Origin of the sequence: Pseudomonas haemolytica (assembly GCF_009659625.1) — a bacterium.
GTDB classification, from domain to species: Bacteria; Pseudomonadota; Gammaproteobacteria; order Pseudomonadales; family Pseudomonadaceae; genus Aquipseudomonas; species Aquipseudomonas haemolytica.
This window is the reverse complement of the sequence record NZ_VOIW01000005.1, coordinates 165848-182058: the sequence shown is the minus strand read 5'-3', so window position 1 is coordinate 182058 and position 16211 is coordinate 165848. Positions and strand designations below refer to the sequence as shown.

Annotated in this window: 13 protein-coding genes; 10 read left to right on the top strand and 3 right to left on the bottom strand. The window is 62.8% G+C overall.

Annotated features, from left to right (window positions below):
- The first annotated feature begins 492 nt into the window (after positions 1-492).
- From FRT59_RS17460 to FRT59_RS17415, 10 genes are all read left to right on the top strand, one after another.
- Complete coding sequence (locus FRT59_RS17460; protein WP_034119883.1) at positions 493-846, top strand: hypothetical protein; 354 nt, start codon at positions 493-495, stop codon at positions 844-846.
- Between the two features lie 259 nt (positions 847-1105).
- Positions 1106-2065, top strand: a complete 960-nt coding sequence (locus FRT59_RS17455) for an AAA family ATPase (RefSeq protein ID WP_153871824.1) — start codon at positions 1106-1108, stop codon at positions 2063-2065.
- A gap of 5 nt (positions 2066-2070) precedes the next feature.
- A complete protein-coding gene (locus FRT59_RS17450) occupies positions 2071-3003 on the top strand; it encodes a DUF58 domain-containing protein (RefSeq protein ID WP_034119885.1) in 933 nt (310 codons plus the stop codon).
- The gene (locus tag FRT59_RS17445; RefSeq protein WP_017136650.1) at positions 3000-3494 is read left to right on the top strand and encodes a DUF4381 domain-containing protein; all 495 of its coding nucleotides are present in this window, start codon (positions 3000-3002) and stop codon (positions 3492-3494) included. Before FRT59_RS17450 ends, FRT59_RS17445 begins: the two co-directional genes overlap by 4 nt.
- A complete protein-coding gene (locus FRT59_RS17440) occupies positions 3487-4575 on the top strand; it encodes a vWA domain-containing protein (RefSeq protein WP_034119886.1) in 1089 nt (362 codons plus the stop codon). Before FRT59_RS17445 ends, FRT59_RS17440 begins: the two co-directional genes overlap by 8 nt.
- The gene (locus FRT59_RS17435; protein WP_153871823.1) at positions 4572-6311 is read left to right on the top strand and encodes a tetratricopeptide repeat protein; all 1740 of its coding nucleotides are present in this window, start codon (positions 4572-4574) and stop codon (positions 6309-6311) included. The genes FRT59_RS17440 and FRT59_RS17435 overlap by 4 nt, the downstream gene beginning before the upstream one ends.
- Complete coding sequence (locus tag FRT59_RS17430) at positions 6308-7948, top strand: BatD family protein (protein WP_153839568.1); 1641 nt, start codon at positions 6308-6310, stop codon at positions 7946-7948. The genes FRT59_RS17435 and FRT59_RS17430 overlap by 4 nt, the downstream gene beginning before the upstream one ends.
- Positions 7949-8644: 696 nt before the next feature.
- Positions 8645-9886, top strand: a complete 1242-nt coding sequence (locus FRT59_RS17425) for an exonuclease SbcCD subunit D C-terminal domain-containing protein (protein ID WP_153871822.1) — start codon at positions 8645-8647, stop codon at positions 9884-9886.
- Positions 9883-13521 carry an AAA family ATPase gene (locus tag FRT59_RS17420; protein ID WP_153871821.1) on the top strand — a complete coding sequence of 1213 codons (3639 nt, stop codon included), beginning with the start codon at positions 9883-9885 and terminating at the stop codon, positions 13519-13521. Before FRT59_RS17425 ends, FRT59_RS17420 begins: the two co-directional genes overlap by 4 nt.
- On the top strand, positions 13518-14111 hold the full coding sequence (locus tag FRT59_RS17415) for a glutathione S-transferase (RefSeq protein ID WP_198809847.1): 594 nt from the start codon (positions 13518-13520) through the stop codon (positions 14109-14111). The genes FRT59_RS17420 and FRT59_RS17415 overlap by 4 nt, the downstream gene beginning before the upstream one ends.
- A 126-nt stretch (positions 14112-14237) precedes the next feature.
- Here FRT59_RS17415 and FRT59_RS17410 read toward each other — a convergent pair whose 3' ends face one another.
- The 3 genes from FRT59_RS17410 to FRT59_RS17400 form a co-directional block, all read right to left on the bottom strand.
- Entirely contained in the window at positions 14238-14417 is a 180-nt protein-coding gene (locus tag FRT59_RS17410) for a hypothetical protein (RefSeq protein WP_153839566.1), read from the bottom strand.
- A 156-nt stretch (positions 14418-14573) separates the two neighbouring features.
- On the bottom strand, positions 14574-15749 hold the full coding sequence (locus tag FRT59_RS17405; protein ID WP_153871820.1) for a lactonase family protein: 1176 nt from the start codon (positions 15747-15749) through the stop codon (positions 14574-14576).
- Entirely contained in the window at positions 15736-16032 is a 297-nt protein-coding gene (locus FRT59_RS17400; protein ID WP_153871819.1) for a DUF5629 family protein, read from the bottom strand. The genes FRT59_RS17405 and FRT59_RS17400 overlap by 14 nt, the downstream gene beginning before the upstream one ends.
- Between the last annotated feature and the right edge of the window lie 179 nt (positions 16033-16211).

The window sequence follows — 16211 nt, the reverse complement described above, 5'->3', positions numbered from 1 at the left end:
GTGGTACTCCGCTTGGGCTTGTTATTGATGGAAGCGTCGCGTGTTATCCCCTTGCGGGGAGACCGTCAGCTCTGTTCGCTGGTAGTGACGATAAGCACCATAAACGAATCAGGGCGACAGGTGGGTGAAGCTGGACAAGACAGTCAGGTCACATACAGCTTCCATAAGACATGCGCCTTGCCAGGCGACGATACGACGGGCAGGTCCAGCTCCCGGCACAGGGCACATCCGTTGCGCAGCTTAACGAGTGTAGTAAGACAGCTGCTTGCGACGCTGCGACATATTCGGTCATCGGTAAGCAGACTACCGGTTGCGACTTGTGCAACCGGCATTTTCAAGGTGAGAAACCTGCCATTTCCAGGTCAGCAAGTACCGGAAATGACTGATACAGCCCGTCAGGTCATGCTCTGGGTCTGACACACAATGCAGCACAAAATTCGCCGCAATGGCACAATTGCCCGGCGCAACACCCTCTCCCAGACAGGACTCCCCATGCTGCAACTGAAAACCGACGCACTGATGGCCACCCCTTGCGATGAAGAAGAAGACAACATGGCCATGCTCTGCTGCCACGGCAAGAACGGCGAGATGTTCATGCTGAGCCGGTACCCGGATGAAGATGAAGTGGAACTGACCTGGGATTACGAGCCGTCGACGCTGGATGGGCTGAAGGTGACCTTGAGTGCCACGACGTTGCTGGTCGAACTTGCAGCGGGTGATACCGATGCGCTGGGGGGCAAGGATCAGCTGGAAATCACCCACGCCACCGCCGCATCCGACCTGGCCGAGGTGGAGGAAACCTTGCAGAACATCCTCAAAGGCACCGGCACTTTCATCCGGATTTAAGCTGCACCATAGATCAAATGTGGGAGGGGGTTTGCCCCCGATAGTGGCGGGTCAGTTAATACATCTGTGACTGACCCACCGCCATCGGGGGCAAGCCCCCTCCCACATTGACCGTGTTCCCACACAAAAACCCTACAAGTTTTTCTGAAAATACCCGTGACGCTGTTAGTCGCCACCCCCTTCGATGCATTAAAGTAAGCCTCCCAAGCCTGACGCTCGCGCTCGAGCATCAGGCTCATCTTTCCAGGAACCGTCATCGATGGAACATCGTGAAGCGCTGCTTGCGCTGCGAACCTTTCTTTCTACGCAGATTCTCGGCCAGGAAAAACTCATCGATCGCCTGCTGATCGCCCTGCTCGCTGACGGCCACATGCTGGTCGAAGGCGCACCGGGGTTGGCCAAGACCAAGGCGATCAAGGAGTTGGCCGAAGGTATCGAAGCGCAGTTCCATCGTATCCAGTTCACCCCCGACCTGTTGCCTGCCGACATCACCGGCACCGAGATCTATCGCCCGGAAACCGGCAGCTTCGTGTTCCAGCAAGGGCCGATTTTCCACAACCTGGTATTGGCCGACGAAATCAACCGTGCACCGGCCAAGGTCCAGTCGGCCTTGCTGGAAGCTATGGCCGAACGCCAGGTCAGTGTAGGTCGCAGCACTTACGAGCTGTCACCGCTGTTCCTGGTGATGGCCACGCAGAACCCCATCGAACAGGAAGGTACCTACCCGCTGCCCGAAGCCCAGCTCGATCGTTTCCTGATGCACGTCAAGATTGGCTTCCCGGACGCCACCGTAGAACGGCGCATCCTGCAACAGGCGCGGGGCGAAGCGTTGAATGGCGAAACCAAGCCCGAGCGCCGCGTCAGCCAGCAGGCGATCTTCGCCGCACGCAAGGAAATCCTCGGTTTGTACATGGCCGACGCGGTGGAGGAATACCTGGTGCAGCTGGTGATGGCCACCCGCACCCCGGCCAAGTTCGACGCGGAAATGGCCGAGTGGATCGCCTACGGCGCCAGCCCGCGCGGTTCCATTGCCCTGGACCGCTGCGCGCGCGCCCACGCCTGGCTGGCCGGTCGCGACTTCGTGAGCCCGGAAGATATCCAGGCGGTGTTGTTCGACGTACTGCGCCACCGCATCATCCTGTCGTTCGAGGCCGAAGCCGCCGGGATCGACCAGGACCGCGTGGTACAACGCATTCTCGACGTCGTTGCCGTCGCTTGAAGTCGATGAACGCAAGCGATGGTATCCGCGTAACCCTCAGTGAATTGATTGAGATGCGCCACCATGTGCGCGAAGTGCGGTTGTTTTCCACGCCCGGCCAGCGCAGCCCATTAATCGGCCTGCACCACTCCAAGCTGCGCGGGCGCGGTGTCGACTTCGACCAGGTGCGCGTGTACCAGGCCGGCGACGACGTGCGCACCATCGACTGGCGCGTGACGGCGCGCACCCAGGAGCCGCACACCAAGTTGTTCCACGAAGAACGCGAACGGCCGATTTTCATCATGGTCGAGCAAAGCTGCCGGCTGTTTTTCGGCTCGGGGCAAATGTTCAAGTCCGTGCTCGCCGCGCAGGCTGCCAGCCTGATCGGCTGGGCGGCGCTGGGGCATAACGACCGGGTCGGCGGGCTGGTGTTCGGCGACAGCGAGCACTACGAAATCAAGCCCCGGCGCAGCAAGCAAAGCCTGTTGCAACTGCTCAACCGCCTGGTGCGGGTCAACCAGAGCCTGAACACCGAAAGCCGCCCGGAAGCCGATGCCCTGGGCATGGCCTTGCGCCGTGGCCGTGAAGTGCTGCGCCCGGGCAGCCTGGGGATTGTGATCTGCGACGAACGTGCGCTTACCGAAGGCGCCGAGCAACAGCTGAGCCTGCTGTCGCGCCATTGCGACCTGCTGTTGCTGCCGATCTCCGACCCACTGGATCACGCCCTGCCCGCCGCCGGGTTGCTGCGTTTTGCCGAGCGTGGCGCGCAACTGGAACTGGATACGTTGAACGTCGACTTGCGCCAGGCCTACAAGGCCCAGGCCGAAGCCCGCATCGCTCGCTGGGAACTGCTCGCGCAGAAACTGCGTGTGTTGTTGATGCCGTTGAGCACCCAGAGTGAAATGGTCGAGCAACTGCGCGAGTACCTCAACCCGCAACGCCCGGTTAAAAAACAATGAGCAGCCTGGATCAACTGCAACCGCTGATCGCCCCACCGGCCATCGGGTTCTGGCCACCTGCACCCGGCTGGTGGCTGTTGCTGCTGGTGATCCCCCTGCTCGGCTGGGGCCTGTGGTGGCTGCGCCGCTTCTTGCCGACCCGCCGCCCCGTGGCCCGCGCCGAGCAGCCTCTCGACCCGCTGCGCATCGCCGCCCTGGCCGAACTGGCGCTGATGCCCAAGCCCTACGACGGCGCTCCCGCTGGCGCCTGGTTGCAGCAACTCAACGGCCTGCTCAAACGCCTGTGTCGCAACGACTACCCTTATAGCCAGAGCCATACCCTCAACGGGCGCAAATGGCTGGCCTTCCTGGATAACCGCTGCCCCGCTGCCGGCCTGACGCGCTGGATGGTGCTGGTGGAGGGCGCCTACAAACCCGAATGCAAACTCGATGACAAAGCCATCGCCGGCCTGACCCAGGCCGTCGACACCTGGATTCGCAAACATGTTTGAGTTTGCCTGGCCGTGGATCTTCGCCCTGTTGCCATTGCCCTGGTTGATGCGCCTGATCCTGCCGGTGGCCGACAGCGGCGAGCCGGCATTGAAAGTCAGTTACCTCAGCGATCTCGAAGGCTTGGCTCGCCGCCGTGCCCGGGTGAACTTGCCCGCCTGGCGCCAGCAAGCACCGTTCGTGGTGCTGTGGCTGCTGCTGTTGACCGCCGCCGCACGCCCGCAATGGCTCGGCGAACCCTTGCCGATTGCCGCCAGTGGCCGGGATTTGCTGGTGGCGGTAGACGTGTCCGGCTCGATGGATTTCCCTGACATGCACTGGCAGGACGAGGACGTGAGTCGCTTGTCCCTGGTCAAGCACCTGCTCGGGGACTTTCTTGAAGCGCGTGAAGGCGACCGTGTGGGGCTGATCCTGTTCGGCAGCCAAGCCTATCTGCAAGCACCACTGACCTTTGACCGGCGCACAGTGCGCACCTGGCTGGACGAAGCCCGCATCGGCATTGCCGGCAAGAACACCGCCATCGGCGATGCCATTGGCCTGGCCCTCAAGCGCCTGCGCCAGCGTCCGGCGCAAAGCCGCGTGCTGATCCTGGTCACCGACGGCGCCAACAACGCCGGGCAGATCGACCCGCTGACAGCAGCGCGCCTGGCGGCCGAGGAAGGGGTGAAAATCTACCCGATCGGCATCGGCGCCGACCCCGAGCAAACCGGCTCCCTGGGCATTCTCGGCGTGAACCCGAGCCTGGACCTCGACGAGCCGGCGCTCAAGGCACTGGCCGAGGCCACCGGCGGCCAATATTTCCGCGCCCGCGATGGCGAGGAACTGCAAAGGATCAAGGAGACCCTCGACACCCTCGAGCCTGTCGAGCAACAACCCACCCAGGCCCGCCCGGCCCAGGCGTTATACAGCGGCCCGTTGGCCCTGGCGCTGATCCTGAGCCTGTTACTGGTGATCCAGGAGCGCTGGCCGAACAACGCCTTGCAACGCTGGTTCAACAAACTGTCGAACAAGGGGATTTTCCTGCAACAACACCCGCAATGGCGCCAGCGCCTCCAGCGCCTGCGTTTGCGGAGGCGTCGATGATCGCCCTGTGGCCGCACTGGTTCCGCCCGTGGTGGCTGTTGCTGCTGCCGTTGCTTGGCTGGTTGCTGTGGCAGTTGTGGCACCGGCAAAAGCGCGCCGGGCGCTGGCAGATGATCCTGCCGCCGGCCTTCCATGCCGTGTTGCTCAGTGGTGGCAACGGTCGCGAGAGCAAATTGCCATGGGTGGTGCTTGGCATTGCCTGGCTCTTGGCTGTGCTGGCGTTGCTGGGCCCAAGTTGGCAAAGAGTCGAACAGTCCAGTCAGAAACCCGCAGACCCATTGGTGGTGCTGCTGGAGCTGACCCCGGAAATGCTCGCCACCGACAGCCCGCCCAATCGCCTGGAGCAGGCGCGGCGCAAGCTGTACGACTTGCTGCAAGCGCGCACCGATGCACAAACCGCCATCGTGGTGTATGCCGGCAGTGCCCACACACTGGTGCCGCTGTCGGATGACCTGGCCACCAGCCGCAACCTGCTGGAAGCCCTGCGCCCGTCGATCATGCCCGAGCCCGGCCACCGCGCCGATCTGGCAGTGGAAAAGGCCCTGGGCCTGCTCAAGCAAGGCGGCCTGGGCCAGGGGCGCCTGCTGCTGGTCGGTTCCTCGCTGTCGAAACAGGAACGCCAAGGCATCCGCCTGCAACTGCAAAGTGCCCAGGCACCGGCCTTGTCGATCCTCGGCATCGGCAGCCGCGAAGGCACACCGGTAACCCAGGAAAGCGGCGAATTCCTCAAGGACGACCAGGGCGCGATCCTCGTGCCACGCCTCGACAGCCCGACCCTCAAGGCCTTCGCCAGTGAAATGGGCGGCCGCTACCGTGCGGCGCGCCTGGATGACAAGGACCTGCGCCAACTCGGCCTGCTCGACAGCGCACAAGCCCTGCGCAACGACGGCCAGGTGCTGCACCTGGATACCTGGGCCGACCAGGGCTACTGGCTGCTGCTGCCACTGTTGCTGCTCGCCGCCTGCGCCGGGCGTCGCGGCTGGCTGTTCTGCCTGCCGTTGCTGCTACTGGGCGCACCGCAACCCAGTTATGCGTTTGGCCTCCAGGACCTGTGGCTGCGCCCAGACCAACAAGGTCAGTACCTGCTCAAGCACAAACGCCCGGCCGAAGCCGCCGAACACTTCCAAGACCCGCAATGGCAGGGCGTGGCATTGTACGAGGCGGGCAATTACGCCGAGGCCATTAAACGTTTTGCCCAAGGCAGTGATGCCTATTCCCACTACAATCGTGGCAACGCGCTGGCCAAGTCCGGTGAGTTCGAGGCGGCCATTGACGCGTACGAACAGGCTCTGGAGGCCCAGCCCGATCTGCAACCGGCACTGAAAAACAAAGCCCTGGTGGAAACGCTGATGCAGGAGCAAGCGCAACCCGAGCCGGCCCAGCCAGCAAAAAACACAGATGACGAAACCACCCAACCCGGCCAAACTGCGCAACCGGGCGCCAGCGGGCAAACGGCTCAGGGTGGCGAACAGCCGGCCCAGGGCCAGGGCGAAGCCGGCAAAAGTGAGACCCAGGCCGGCGCTACGCCAAAACCAGGCGGTAACGAAGTGCCGGGCAGTGAGCTGGGAGACGAGCAAACCACTACGCCGCCCCTGCGCCCAGCCGATACCCGCCTTGAAGGCGAGCGGCGCCAGGCCCTGGAGCAATGGCTGCAAGAGATCCCGGACAACCCCGGCGAACTGCTACGGCGCAAATTCTGGTACGAACAGCAACAACATCAGGACACGACTCGATGAGCCGCTGCACCACCCTTCTGCTCCTGCTCGCGTTGTCGGCAGGCCACGCCCAGGCGGCGAACCTGGTCGCCAGCGTTGACCGCAGCCGCCTCAATTCCGGGGAAACGGTCGAGCTGACGGTGGAGTCCAGCGACGTGACCCAGTTCGGCAAGCCGGACCTGTCCCCTCTGGACGCGCAGTTTGAAGTCAGCGGCACCCGCCAGATCAACCAACTCACGACCCTGGGCGGCGATAACCACGCCACCACGCGCTGGATCATCACCCTGCTGCCCAAGGAAAACGGCAACGTGGTTATCCCACCTTTGCAAGTCGGCGCACTCAAGACCCAGCCGATCACCCTGCAAGTAGTGGAAACCGCCAGCCAGAACACCAGCGCCGAACTGGCCCCGGTGTTTATCGAAGCCAACCTCGACCAGACCAGCGTGTACGTGCAGGCCCAGGCGCTGTTGACCGTACGCGTGTACCACTCGGTGTCGCTGTATGACGACAGCAGCCTCACGCCACTGCAGATTCCCGACGCGCGCGTCGAACAGTTGGGCGAGTCGCGGACCTATGAGAAGGTCATCAACAGCATCCGCCATGGCGTGATCGAGACCCGCTACGCCCTCTACCCACAACACAGCGGCAGCGTGATGATTCCCGCGCAGACGTTCAGCGCAACCCTGGTGGAGTCGCGCCCGGCCCAGGAGAACACGCTACAGGGCACCAAGCCGGGCAAGATGATTCACGTCAGCTCCGCGGCCCTGCCCTTGACGATCAAGCCCAAGCCGGACCTCTACCCCGCCGACGCCCCTTGGCTACCTGCGCGTAGCCTGACCCTGAGCGAAGGCTGGAACCCCACGCCTGACCACGTGCAAGTCGGCGACTCCCTGACCCGCAGCCTGACCGTCCAGGCCGAAGGCCTGTCCAGCGCACAGCTGCCGGCGCTGCCCAGCACCGAGGTCAACGGCCTGCGCCGCTACCCCGATCAACCGGTAATGGCTAACCAGACCAGTGACCGCGGCCTGACCGGCAGCCGTGAAGACCGCGAAGCCCTGGTGCCCACCCGCGCCGGCGCGCTGGAGCTGCCGCCGGTGGACGTGGTGTGGTGGAATACCCACGAAGATCACCTGGAACGCACCAGCCTGCCGGCGCGTACCCTGCAAGTGGCGGTTAACCCAAGCCTGGTGGTAGACACGCCCGCGACACCGACCATCATCACCGCACCCGACGATGAGCGCCTGTGGCTGTGGCAACTGAGCACACTGGCCCTGGCCTGCACCACCCTATTGGGCTTCGGCCTCTGGTGGCGCGCCCGGCGGCAACCAGCCGTGCAGCGCGCCGCGCAAACCGGCCCAAGCCCACGCACCTTGCTCGACGACCTCAAGCGCGCCACCCAGGCCAACGACCCCCACGCCACCCGCCAGGCCCTCGACGCCTGGGCGCGGCAACAGCCAGAAACCCTGGCCGACATGGCGGCGCGGTTTGTGCCGCTGTCGGATGCGTTGGATGGGTTGAACGGCGCGTTGTACAGCGAAAGCGGCCAGTATTGGCTGGGTGAAGACCTGTGGCGTGCGATCAAGGCCATCCCGGTGGCCGAGCGCGAGCAAGACCCGGCTACCGATACCACCAGCTTGCCGCCGCTGTATCCCAAATAACCGCACGCCAACTGACACACCACATTTGATCTTCGCTACTTTGAACATTTCGTTCGCTTAACTGACTGGCATTAGGGCTTGCCCCCGATGACGATGGGTCAGCCACCGCTAACCACGATGCGCAGCGAGCCGCTCTTGATCTTGATCTTGATCTTGATCTGGCTTTTGATCTTAGGCGCCCCGTTAAACCACGCTGGCCGGAATCTGACATTGATTTGGGGGGTAAACCGGCAGGGATGCCGGTTTAGCCGCCCCGCGCCATGGATGGCGCGTGGCGGCGGCCCCCCAAATCAATGTCGGATTACGGGCACACCGAGCCTAAGCGAGGTGCCGAGTGGTGGGGCAAGAGCCTTTTGGTTACTTTTGGGCTCTTTTCAAAAGTGACCCGCTGTAAGAGCGGAACCAATAGCAGCCGTTACCGCAGAAACGGATATGTACCCAATCAGACCCAACATCCCGGCCAGCTCCCACCTTTGGATCGCGCCGCCTCATTTAGAGAGTCGTTGGCTGTCAGACCGCAAGCGGGAGCAAACTCTCTCGCCACAGGTTCAAGGCCAAGCCAGAGTTGTTCCGTCACTGACCCACCGCCATCGAGGGCAAGCCCTCTCCCACATTGGATCTGTGGTCACCCGCGGGCACCGGGTGCGCTTTTACAGGTAAACTCCCCTCCTTTTCATCTTCTCCACGGAGTTCGCCTTGCGTCTGTTCCACACCTCCGACTGGCACCTGGGCCAAAACCTCCACGGCCAGGAACGCGACTTCGAACACGCCTGTTTCCTTGAGTGGCTGCTGGGCCAACTGAATGCCCAGCGCCCGGATGTGCTGTTGATCGCCGGCGATATCTTCGACACGGTCAACCCGCCGCTCAAGGCTCAGGAGCGCTTGTATGACTTCATCATCAGCGCCCACGAACAAAACCCCAGCCTCACTATTGTGATGATCGCCGGTAACCACGACTCCGGTTCGCGTATCGAATTGCCCGCGCCGCTGATGCGCCGCCTGCGCACCCATGCCCTTGGCCGGGTGTTGTGGCTGGACGACGGCCAGTTGGATGCCGAACGCCTGCTGATCCCCTTGCCGGATGCTAAAGGCAAGATTGCCGCCTGGTGCCTGGCCTTGCCATTCCTGCGCCCGGCGGAAGTCACCGGTGCCCACCTTGGGGACGACTACCTGCGCGGTATCGGTCAAGTGCATGAATGGTTGATCGCCGCTGCCAACGCCAAACGCAAGAAGGGCCAGGCGCTGATCGCCATCAGCCACGCGCATATGGCTGGCGGTTCGGTGTCGGAAGACTCCGAGCGCAGCCTGATCATCGGCAATGCCGAGGCGCTGCCGGCCAGCCTGTTCGATAAGAGTGTCGGTTATGTTGCCCTCGGCCACCTGCACAAGCCGCAGAAGGTCAATGGCGAAGAGCGCATACGCTACAGCGGCTCGCCGATTCCGCTGTCGTTTTCCGAAATCGGCTATAAGCACCAGATTCTCGACGTGACGTTCCAGGGCGAACGCCTGGTCAACGTCGAAGCGCTGCCGATTCCGCGCTCGGTCAACCTGCAACGCCCGGAAGCCGCGCCCCTGGCCGAGATCCTCACGCAACTGGCCGAGTTGCCCGACATCGACTTGCTGGCCGAAACCCAGCGTCACCCCTGGCTGGAAGTGCGGGTGCGGCTCGACGAACCACAACCCGACCTGCGCCAGCAGATCGAAACCGCCCTGCAAGGCAAAGCGGTGCGCCTGGTGCGTATCGCCGCCGAGTACGCCGGCCAGCGCGGCAGCGCAGAAGCGGACGACGAGCGCCTGGTCGAACTCGACCAGCTCACACCCCAGGAACTGTTCAGCCGCGCCTGGCAGGACAGCTATGGCAGTGAAGTCGATGAACAGACCATGAAGGATTTCGCTGTGCTACTCCAGGAAGTGCAACAAGCGGGTGAACAGCCATGAAGATCCTTGCCATTCGCCTGAAAAACCTCGCCTCCCTGGCCGGCCCGTTTGAAATCGACTTTACCGCCGAGCCCCTGGCCAGCGCCGGTCTGTTCGCCATTACCGGGCCGACCGGCGCGGGTAAAAGTACCCTGCTCGATGCGCTGTGCCTGGCGCTGTTCGGTGCGGTGCCGCGCCTGGGTGATACCGGCCAGGCGAAGATGCCGGATGCCGACACTGATATCTCCATCGGCGATCCGCGCACCCTGATTCGGCGCGGCACCGGTGGTGGCTACGCCGAGGTGGATTTCGTCGGCGTCAGCGGTCGCCGCTACCGTGCGCGCTGGGAAGCCAACCGCGCCCGCGACAAGGCCAGCGGCAAGTTGCAGAACAGCCGGCAAAGCCTGATCGACCTGGACAGCGAGCAACTGCTGGCCAGCCAGAAAACCGAATACAAAACCCAGCTGGAACTGGCCCTGGGCCTGAACTTCGAGCAGTTCACCCGTGCGGTGTTGCTGGCGCAAAGCGAGTTCAGCGCCTTCCTCAAGGCCAATGACAATGAGCGCAGTGAACTACTGGAAAAGCTCACCGACACTGCGCTCTACACCCAGCTCGGCCGCCGCGCCTTCGACAAGGCCAAGGATGCTAAAGACGCCCACAAACAGCTGCAAGACCAAGCCACCGGCGTCGTGCCCCTGGCCCCAGAGGTCCGCGGCGAACTGGATCAACAGCTGGCTGAGGCCCAGCAACAGCTCAAGGCCCAGCAGGCCCAGCTCAAGCAGTTGGAGTTGCAGCACACCTGGCTCAAGGAACTGCGTGAATGGCAGGAGCGCCAACTCAGCGCCGTCGAACAGTTGCAACAAGCCCAGCAACACTGGGACAGCCAGGGCCCGCAACGCCAGGACTTGAGCCGCCTCGACCAGTTGGCGCCGCAACGCCATCACTTCCTGCGCCAGGCAGAACTCAGCACCTTGCTGACGCCGCTCGCGCTACAGATTCAGCAGCACATTGATCAGCAAGTCACCCTGCATGCCCGCCAGGAACAGACGCAACAACAGCAAGTGGCCGCCCAAGCGGCTCTTTCCGAGGCCCTGAAAAACCAGGCCGACGCCGCGCCTCTGCTGCGCCAGGCCGTCGACGAACAAAACAACCTCGCCCACGTGAACAGGGAACTGGCCAAGCGCACCGAGGAGAAACAGCAGCACGCCCGCGCCTGCACCGAAGGCCAGGCCCTGCTCGACGGTTTGCACGAGAAGCAGGCCCAAGTCACCGAGCGCCTGCAACGCCTGGCTACCGAGCTTGAGCACAGCGCCGCCCTCGCGCCGCTGAGCAATGCCTGGAGCGCTTACCGCGACCGCCTGCAACAACTGATGTTGATCGGCAATCGCCTGCACAAGGGCGAGGCCGAGCTGCCGCAGCTTGAGCAGCGTGCCAGCACCGCCGCCGAACACTTCACCCAACAGCGTGAAGCCCTGGACCTGCTCTACCAGGAGGCCGGTGCCAAACCCCATGCAGTGGCCGAACAAATTCAATTGCTGGCCAGCCTGCTGCAAGACAACCGCAAGCAACAGCGCGCCTTCGAAGACCTCACCCGCTTGTGGGACAGCCAGCAACAGCTGGATCAACAGGCTGACGCGCTGGCGCAGAAACTCGCCGCCGCCGCGCAACAACGCGAGCAACTGAACCAGACCGGCCTGCAAACCAAGGCCGAACTCACGGTGGCCGAGCAAACCCTGACGGTGACCAAGCAACTGCTCGAGCGCCAGCGCCTGGCCCGCAGTGCCAGCGTCGAGGAACTGCGCGAGCAGTTGCAGGATGACCAGCCCTGCCCGGTGTGTGGCAGTCATGAGCATCCGTATCACCAGCCCGAAGCGCTGCTGCAAAGCCTCGGTCGCCACGATGAAAGCGAAGAGGCTGCGGCGCAGAAAGCCGTCGACAACCTCAAGGAAAAACTCACCGAGCTGCGCGCCGAAGTGGGCGGCTTGATCGGCCAGCAAAAGGAATTCCTGCAGCAGCAGGAGCAGTTGGCTACGCAGCAGCAGGGCCTGGCGCCGAGCCTGCAAGCGCACCCTCTGTACACGTCGCTGTTCAACCAGGACGCCACCCAGCGCAGCAGTTGGCTGGCCCAGCAACTGGCCCAACTGACCCAAAGCATCACCCAGGACGAGCACCGCCAGGGCGCCCTGCTCAACCTGCAACAAAACGCCGGGCGCTTGCAGCAACAACTGCAAGCCGCCCAGGACGCCAGCCAGCAAGCCCGGCAATTGCTGGTGGACCAGCAGCGCGAACTGGCCAACGACCGCGAACGCCTCGACACAGAACTCAGCGCCTTCGCCAGCCTGTTGCCCGCGCACACCCTGGAAGGTTTGCGCAGTACACCTGCAGCGACCTTTATGCAGCTCGACCAGCAGGTCAGCCAACGCCTTGAGCAGTTGGGCCATCAGCGTGATGAACTGGCCGAGCAGCAAGAGCGCCAACAGGCCATCGAGAAACAACAGACCCACCAGCAACATCGCCAGCAACAGCTCGACGCCCTGAATCTGCAGGTCGCCGAGTTGGCGGCGCAGCATCAGGTCGTCCAGGAAAAACTCAGCGGCTTGTTGGGTGACCACCCCAGCGCCGAACACTGGCAGCAGCAACTGGAGCAGGCCGTCGCACAGTCACGCCAGGCCGAGACCGATACCAACCAGGAACTGCACGCCGTGCACACGACCCTGGTGCAGTTGGTGGCGGACCTCAAGGCCCAACAGGAACGCCAGCAAGCATTGGAGGCAGAGCAACACAACCTGGCGACGCGTGTCACCGAATGGCGTGCCCTGCACCCCGAACTGGATGACGACGGCCTGACGCGCCTGCTGGCCCTGGATGAAGCCCAGGTCGCGCAGTTGCGCCAGCACCTGCACAACAGCGAAAAAGCCGTCGAGCAGGCCAAGGTACTGCTGCAAGAGCGCGAACAGCGCCTGGCGGAACACCAAGCGTTGCACAACGGTAACCTGGACGCCGAGCAGTTGGACAACACCCTGGCGACGCTTAACCAGCAACTGGCCGAAGGTGAGAAACACTGCGCCGAACTGCGCGCACGTCAATCCGAAGACCAGCGCCGCCAGAACGCCAACCAGGCCCTGGCCGAGCAGATCGCCAAGGCCTACGAGGAATGGCAGCGCTGGGCGCGCCTGAATGCGCTGATCGGCTCGGCCACCGGCGACACCTTCCGCAAGATCGCCCAGGCCTACAACCTCGATTTGCTGGTGCACCACGCCAACGTACAACTGCGCCAACTGGTGCGCCGCTACCGGCTTAAACGCGGCGGCAGCATGCTTGGCTTGTTGGTGATGGACACGGAGATGGGCGACGAACTGCGCTCGGTGCACTCGCTGTCGGGCGGCGAAACCTTCCTGGTGTCGTTGGCACTGGCCTTGGGCCTGGCGTCCATGGCCTCGAGTACCTTGAAGATCGAATCGCTGTTTATCGATGAAGGGTTTGGCAGCCTGGACCCCGAGTCGCTGCAATTGGCGATGGACGCCCTGGATGGCCTGCAGGCCCAGGGCCGCAAGGTGGCCGTGATTTCTCACGTACAGGAAATGCACGAGCGCATCCCGGTACAGATTCAGGTCAAGCGCCAGGGCAATGGCTTGAGTACTTTGGAGGTCAAGTGAACGAAGCACTGCTGTATTCGTTCCGGCGCTGCCCCTATGCAATGCGGGCGCGCCTGGCGTTGCGTTATTCGGGGGTAGCTGTGCGCATTATCGAAGTCAGCCTGAAAGCCAAGCCGGCCGAGATGCTGGCGCTGTCGCCCAAGGGCACGGTGCCGGTGCTGAACGTCGGGGACCAAGTGATTGAGGAAAGCCTGGAGATCATGGAATGGGCGCTGGCCCAACACGACCCCGAGGACTGGCGCCTACAGGGTCATCCGGCGGTGTACGAGCTGATTGAAGCGAACGACCAAGGGTTCAAACATCATTTGAATCGATACAAGTACCCCGAGCGCTACCCGGAGCAACCGATGGAAGCTTACCGGGCCGAGGGCGAGGTGTTCTTGCAGAAGCTGGAGGGTTTGCTGGCAGAGCGGGAGTATTTGCTTGCCGATCACCTGAGCCTGGCCGACGTGGCGCTGGCGCCGTTTGTACGGCAGTTTGCCCATGTGGATCGCGAGTGGTTCGCGGGGACGCCGTATCGGCGCTTGCAGGCTTGGTTGCAGCGGTTTCTGGAGTCGCCGCTGTTTATTGCCGTGATGGCAAAACCCTGAGGCCGATACAATCAAGTGTGGGAGATGGCTTGCCTGCGAGGGTATCCACTCGGTGCATGGGCTACACCGAGTCGTCAGCATCGCAGGCAAGCCAGCTCCCGCACTTGACCGTCGCTCAATTGAGGCTCAGTGCTGGGTCTTGTGATCCAGCGCGGCATAGAAGTTGGCGCTCTGTTGCAGGTATTTCTGGGTGTAGGCCGTGACATTGGATTTTTTGCTGGTGACTTCTACGGTGGCGGCAGCTGGCAACGCTACAGTGGCGGAAACAGCGGAAGCGGCGATGATCGAGAAGAGATTGAAGTTCATGGCGGTAACCCTTGTGTTCGTTTGGTTGGGTGGCCGGGGAAGGCCTTGGAACCCAACTTACGCCCGAGGGTTGAACCTTAGAAATGCTTTGAAACAGTAGCCGCTATCAATCGAATTAATACAAAGGGTCAGGCCCCGCATGGCGGGGCCTGTGGCTTATTGACGCACCAGGAACTTGAGGTCGCTGGGGGCATCGATCGGCAATTTCTGCACGGTTTTACCCAGCAGGCCGGTCTTGGGGTCGCGCTCTACCACCACGATCTCATTGCTTTTCTGGTTGGCGATCAGCAGGAACTTGCCGCTCGGGTCCAGGCTGAATTCACGCGGGTGGTCGCCATCTACGGAGCGACGCTGGATTTCCTTGAGGTGCGCGGTGGCCGGGTCGATGCTGAACACCAGCAACTGGTTGGCCGTGCCACGGTTGCTCACATAGAGGAACTTGCCATCGCTTGAGGCATGCAACGCGGCGCCGGCCTTGTCGGACACCGGTTGGCCGGCGGCATAGTCCAGCAATTGGGTTTGCGTCAGCTTGCCCTCGTTGTAATCGAACACAGCGACCTGGGCGCTCATCTCGGTGGTCAGCCAGGCGTGCTTGCCGTCAGCGCTGAACAGCAAATGACGCGGGCCACTGCCTGGCGGCAACTGCACCGAGGGCGGGTTGGCCGGAGTCAGCGGCAACTCGTGATTGGCCTTGGGGTCGTAGTGGTAGACAAACACCTTGTCCGCCCCCAGGTCCTGTACAAACACATAGTTGCCATCCGGCGACGACACCACCGAATGCACATGGTTGGACGCCTGGCGCTCAGGGTTCACGCGGCTGGCCGGGTGCCCGCTCAACTGTACCGGGGCCGACAGCTTGCCCTCGGCGTCTACCGGCAGCACCGCCAGGCTGCCGCCCGGGTCTTCCAGCACCGAATAGTTGGCGACGAACAGGTGGCGCCCATCGGCGGCGACGCTGGAGTGAGTCGGCTCGTTGCCCAGGCTCTGCACCTGGTTGAGCAACGTGAGCTGATGGTTCTTTGGGTCGATACTGTAGCTGCTGACACGGCCGACCGGGTCTTTCTGGCCCGGGCCGTTCTCGTTGACCACAAACAGGTACTTCTGGTCCTTGGAGACCGTCAACCACGATGGGTTGGCCGTCTTGGCCGCCAGCACTGGCTTGCCGCTGAACTGGCCGGTGCGGCTGTCAAATTGCAGGCGGTAGATGCCTTCGCTGCTGCCGGCGGTGTAGCTGCCTACCAGCAGTTCATAGGTGTCGGCCGGTGCGGCTTGCACCGACATGGCACCGACGCTGCCCGCCATCAGCAGGGGCCAGAATTTACGCATCATCATCGGCTTGATCCTCATCGTTATTGTTGCCGGTGAAGGCGCTCATGCAGATCAGGCGGTGCTCGCCCGACTCACCGGTCAGGGTCCAGCTTTGCAGGGTGTCGTCGAACGTGGCCGCCTGTACCTGGGCCAGGCTGAATGCCCAGCGTTTTTCAGCACGGCCGTCCATGGCGGTGATCAGCAACTTCTCGTCGTTTAACTCGAAGTCAAAGGCGTGCAGGCCATCGATTTCGAGCATGTTGCTGGTGGGAAGGACGGTGGTGAGGGTCGCAGTTTCGGCAGTCATAACATCAGTCGTTCAGAGGAAAGACCTCATGATAGGTCAAAATGTTGCATCAACCTAAAACCCTGTTTTCTCCCACCGGGGGCATTCATATGCCGCCACAATTACTGCCTCCTCACCCGCCCTGCGTGCCATCGGCCTTTGCCGCTGGTACAGCGTCTCCGGAAACAGCTGATTACTCA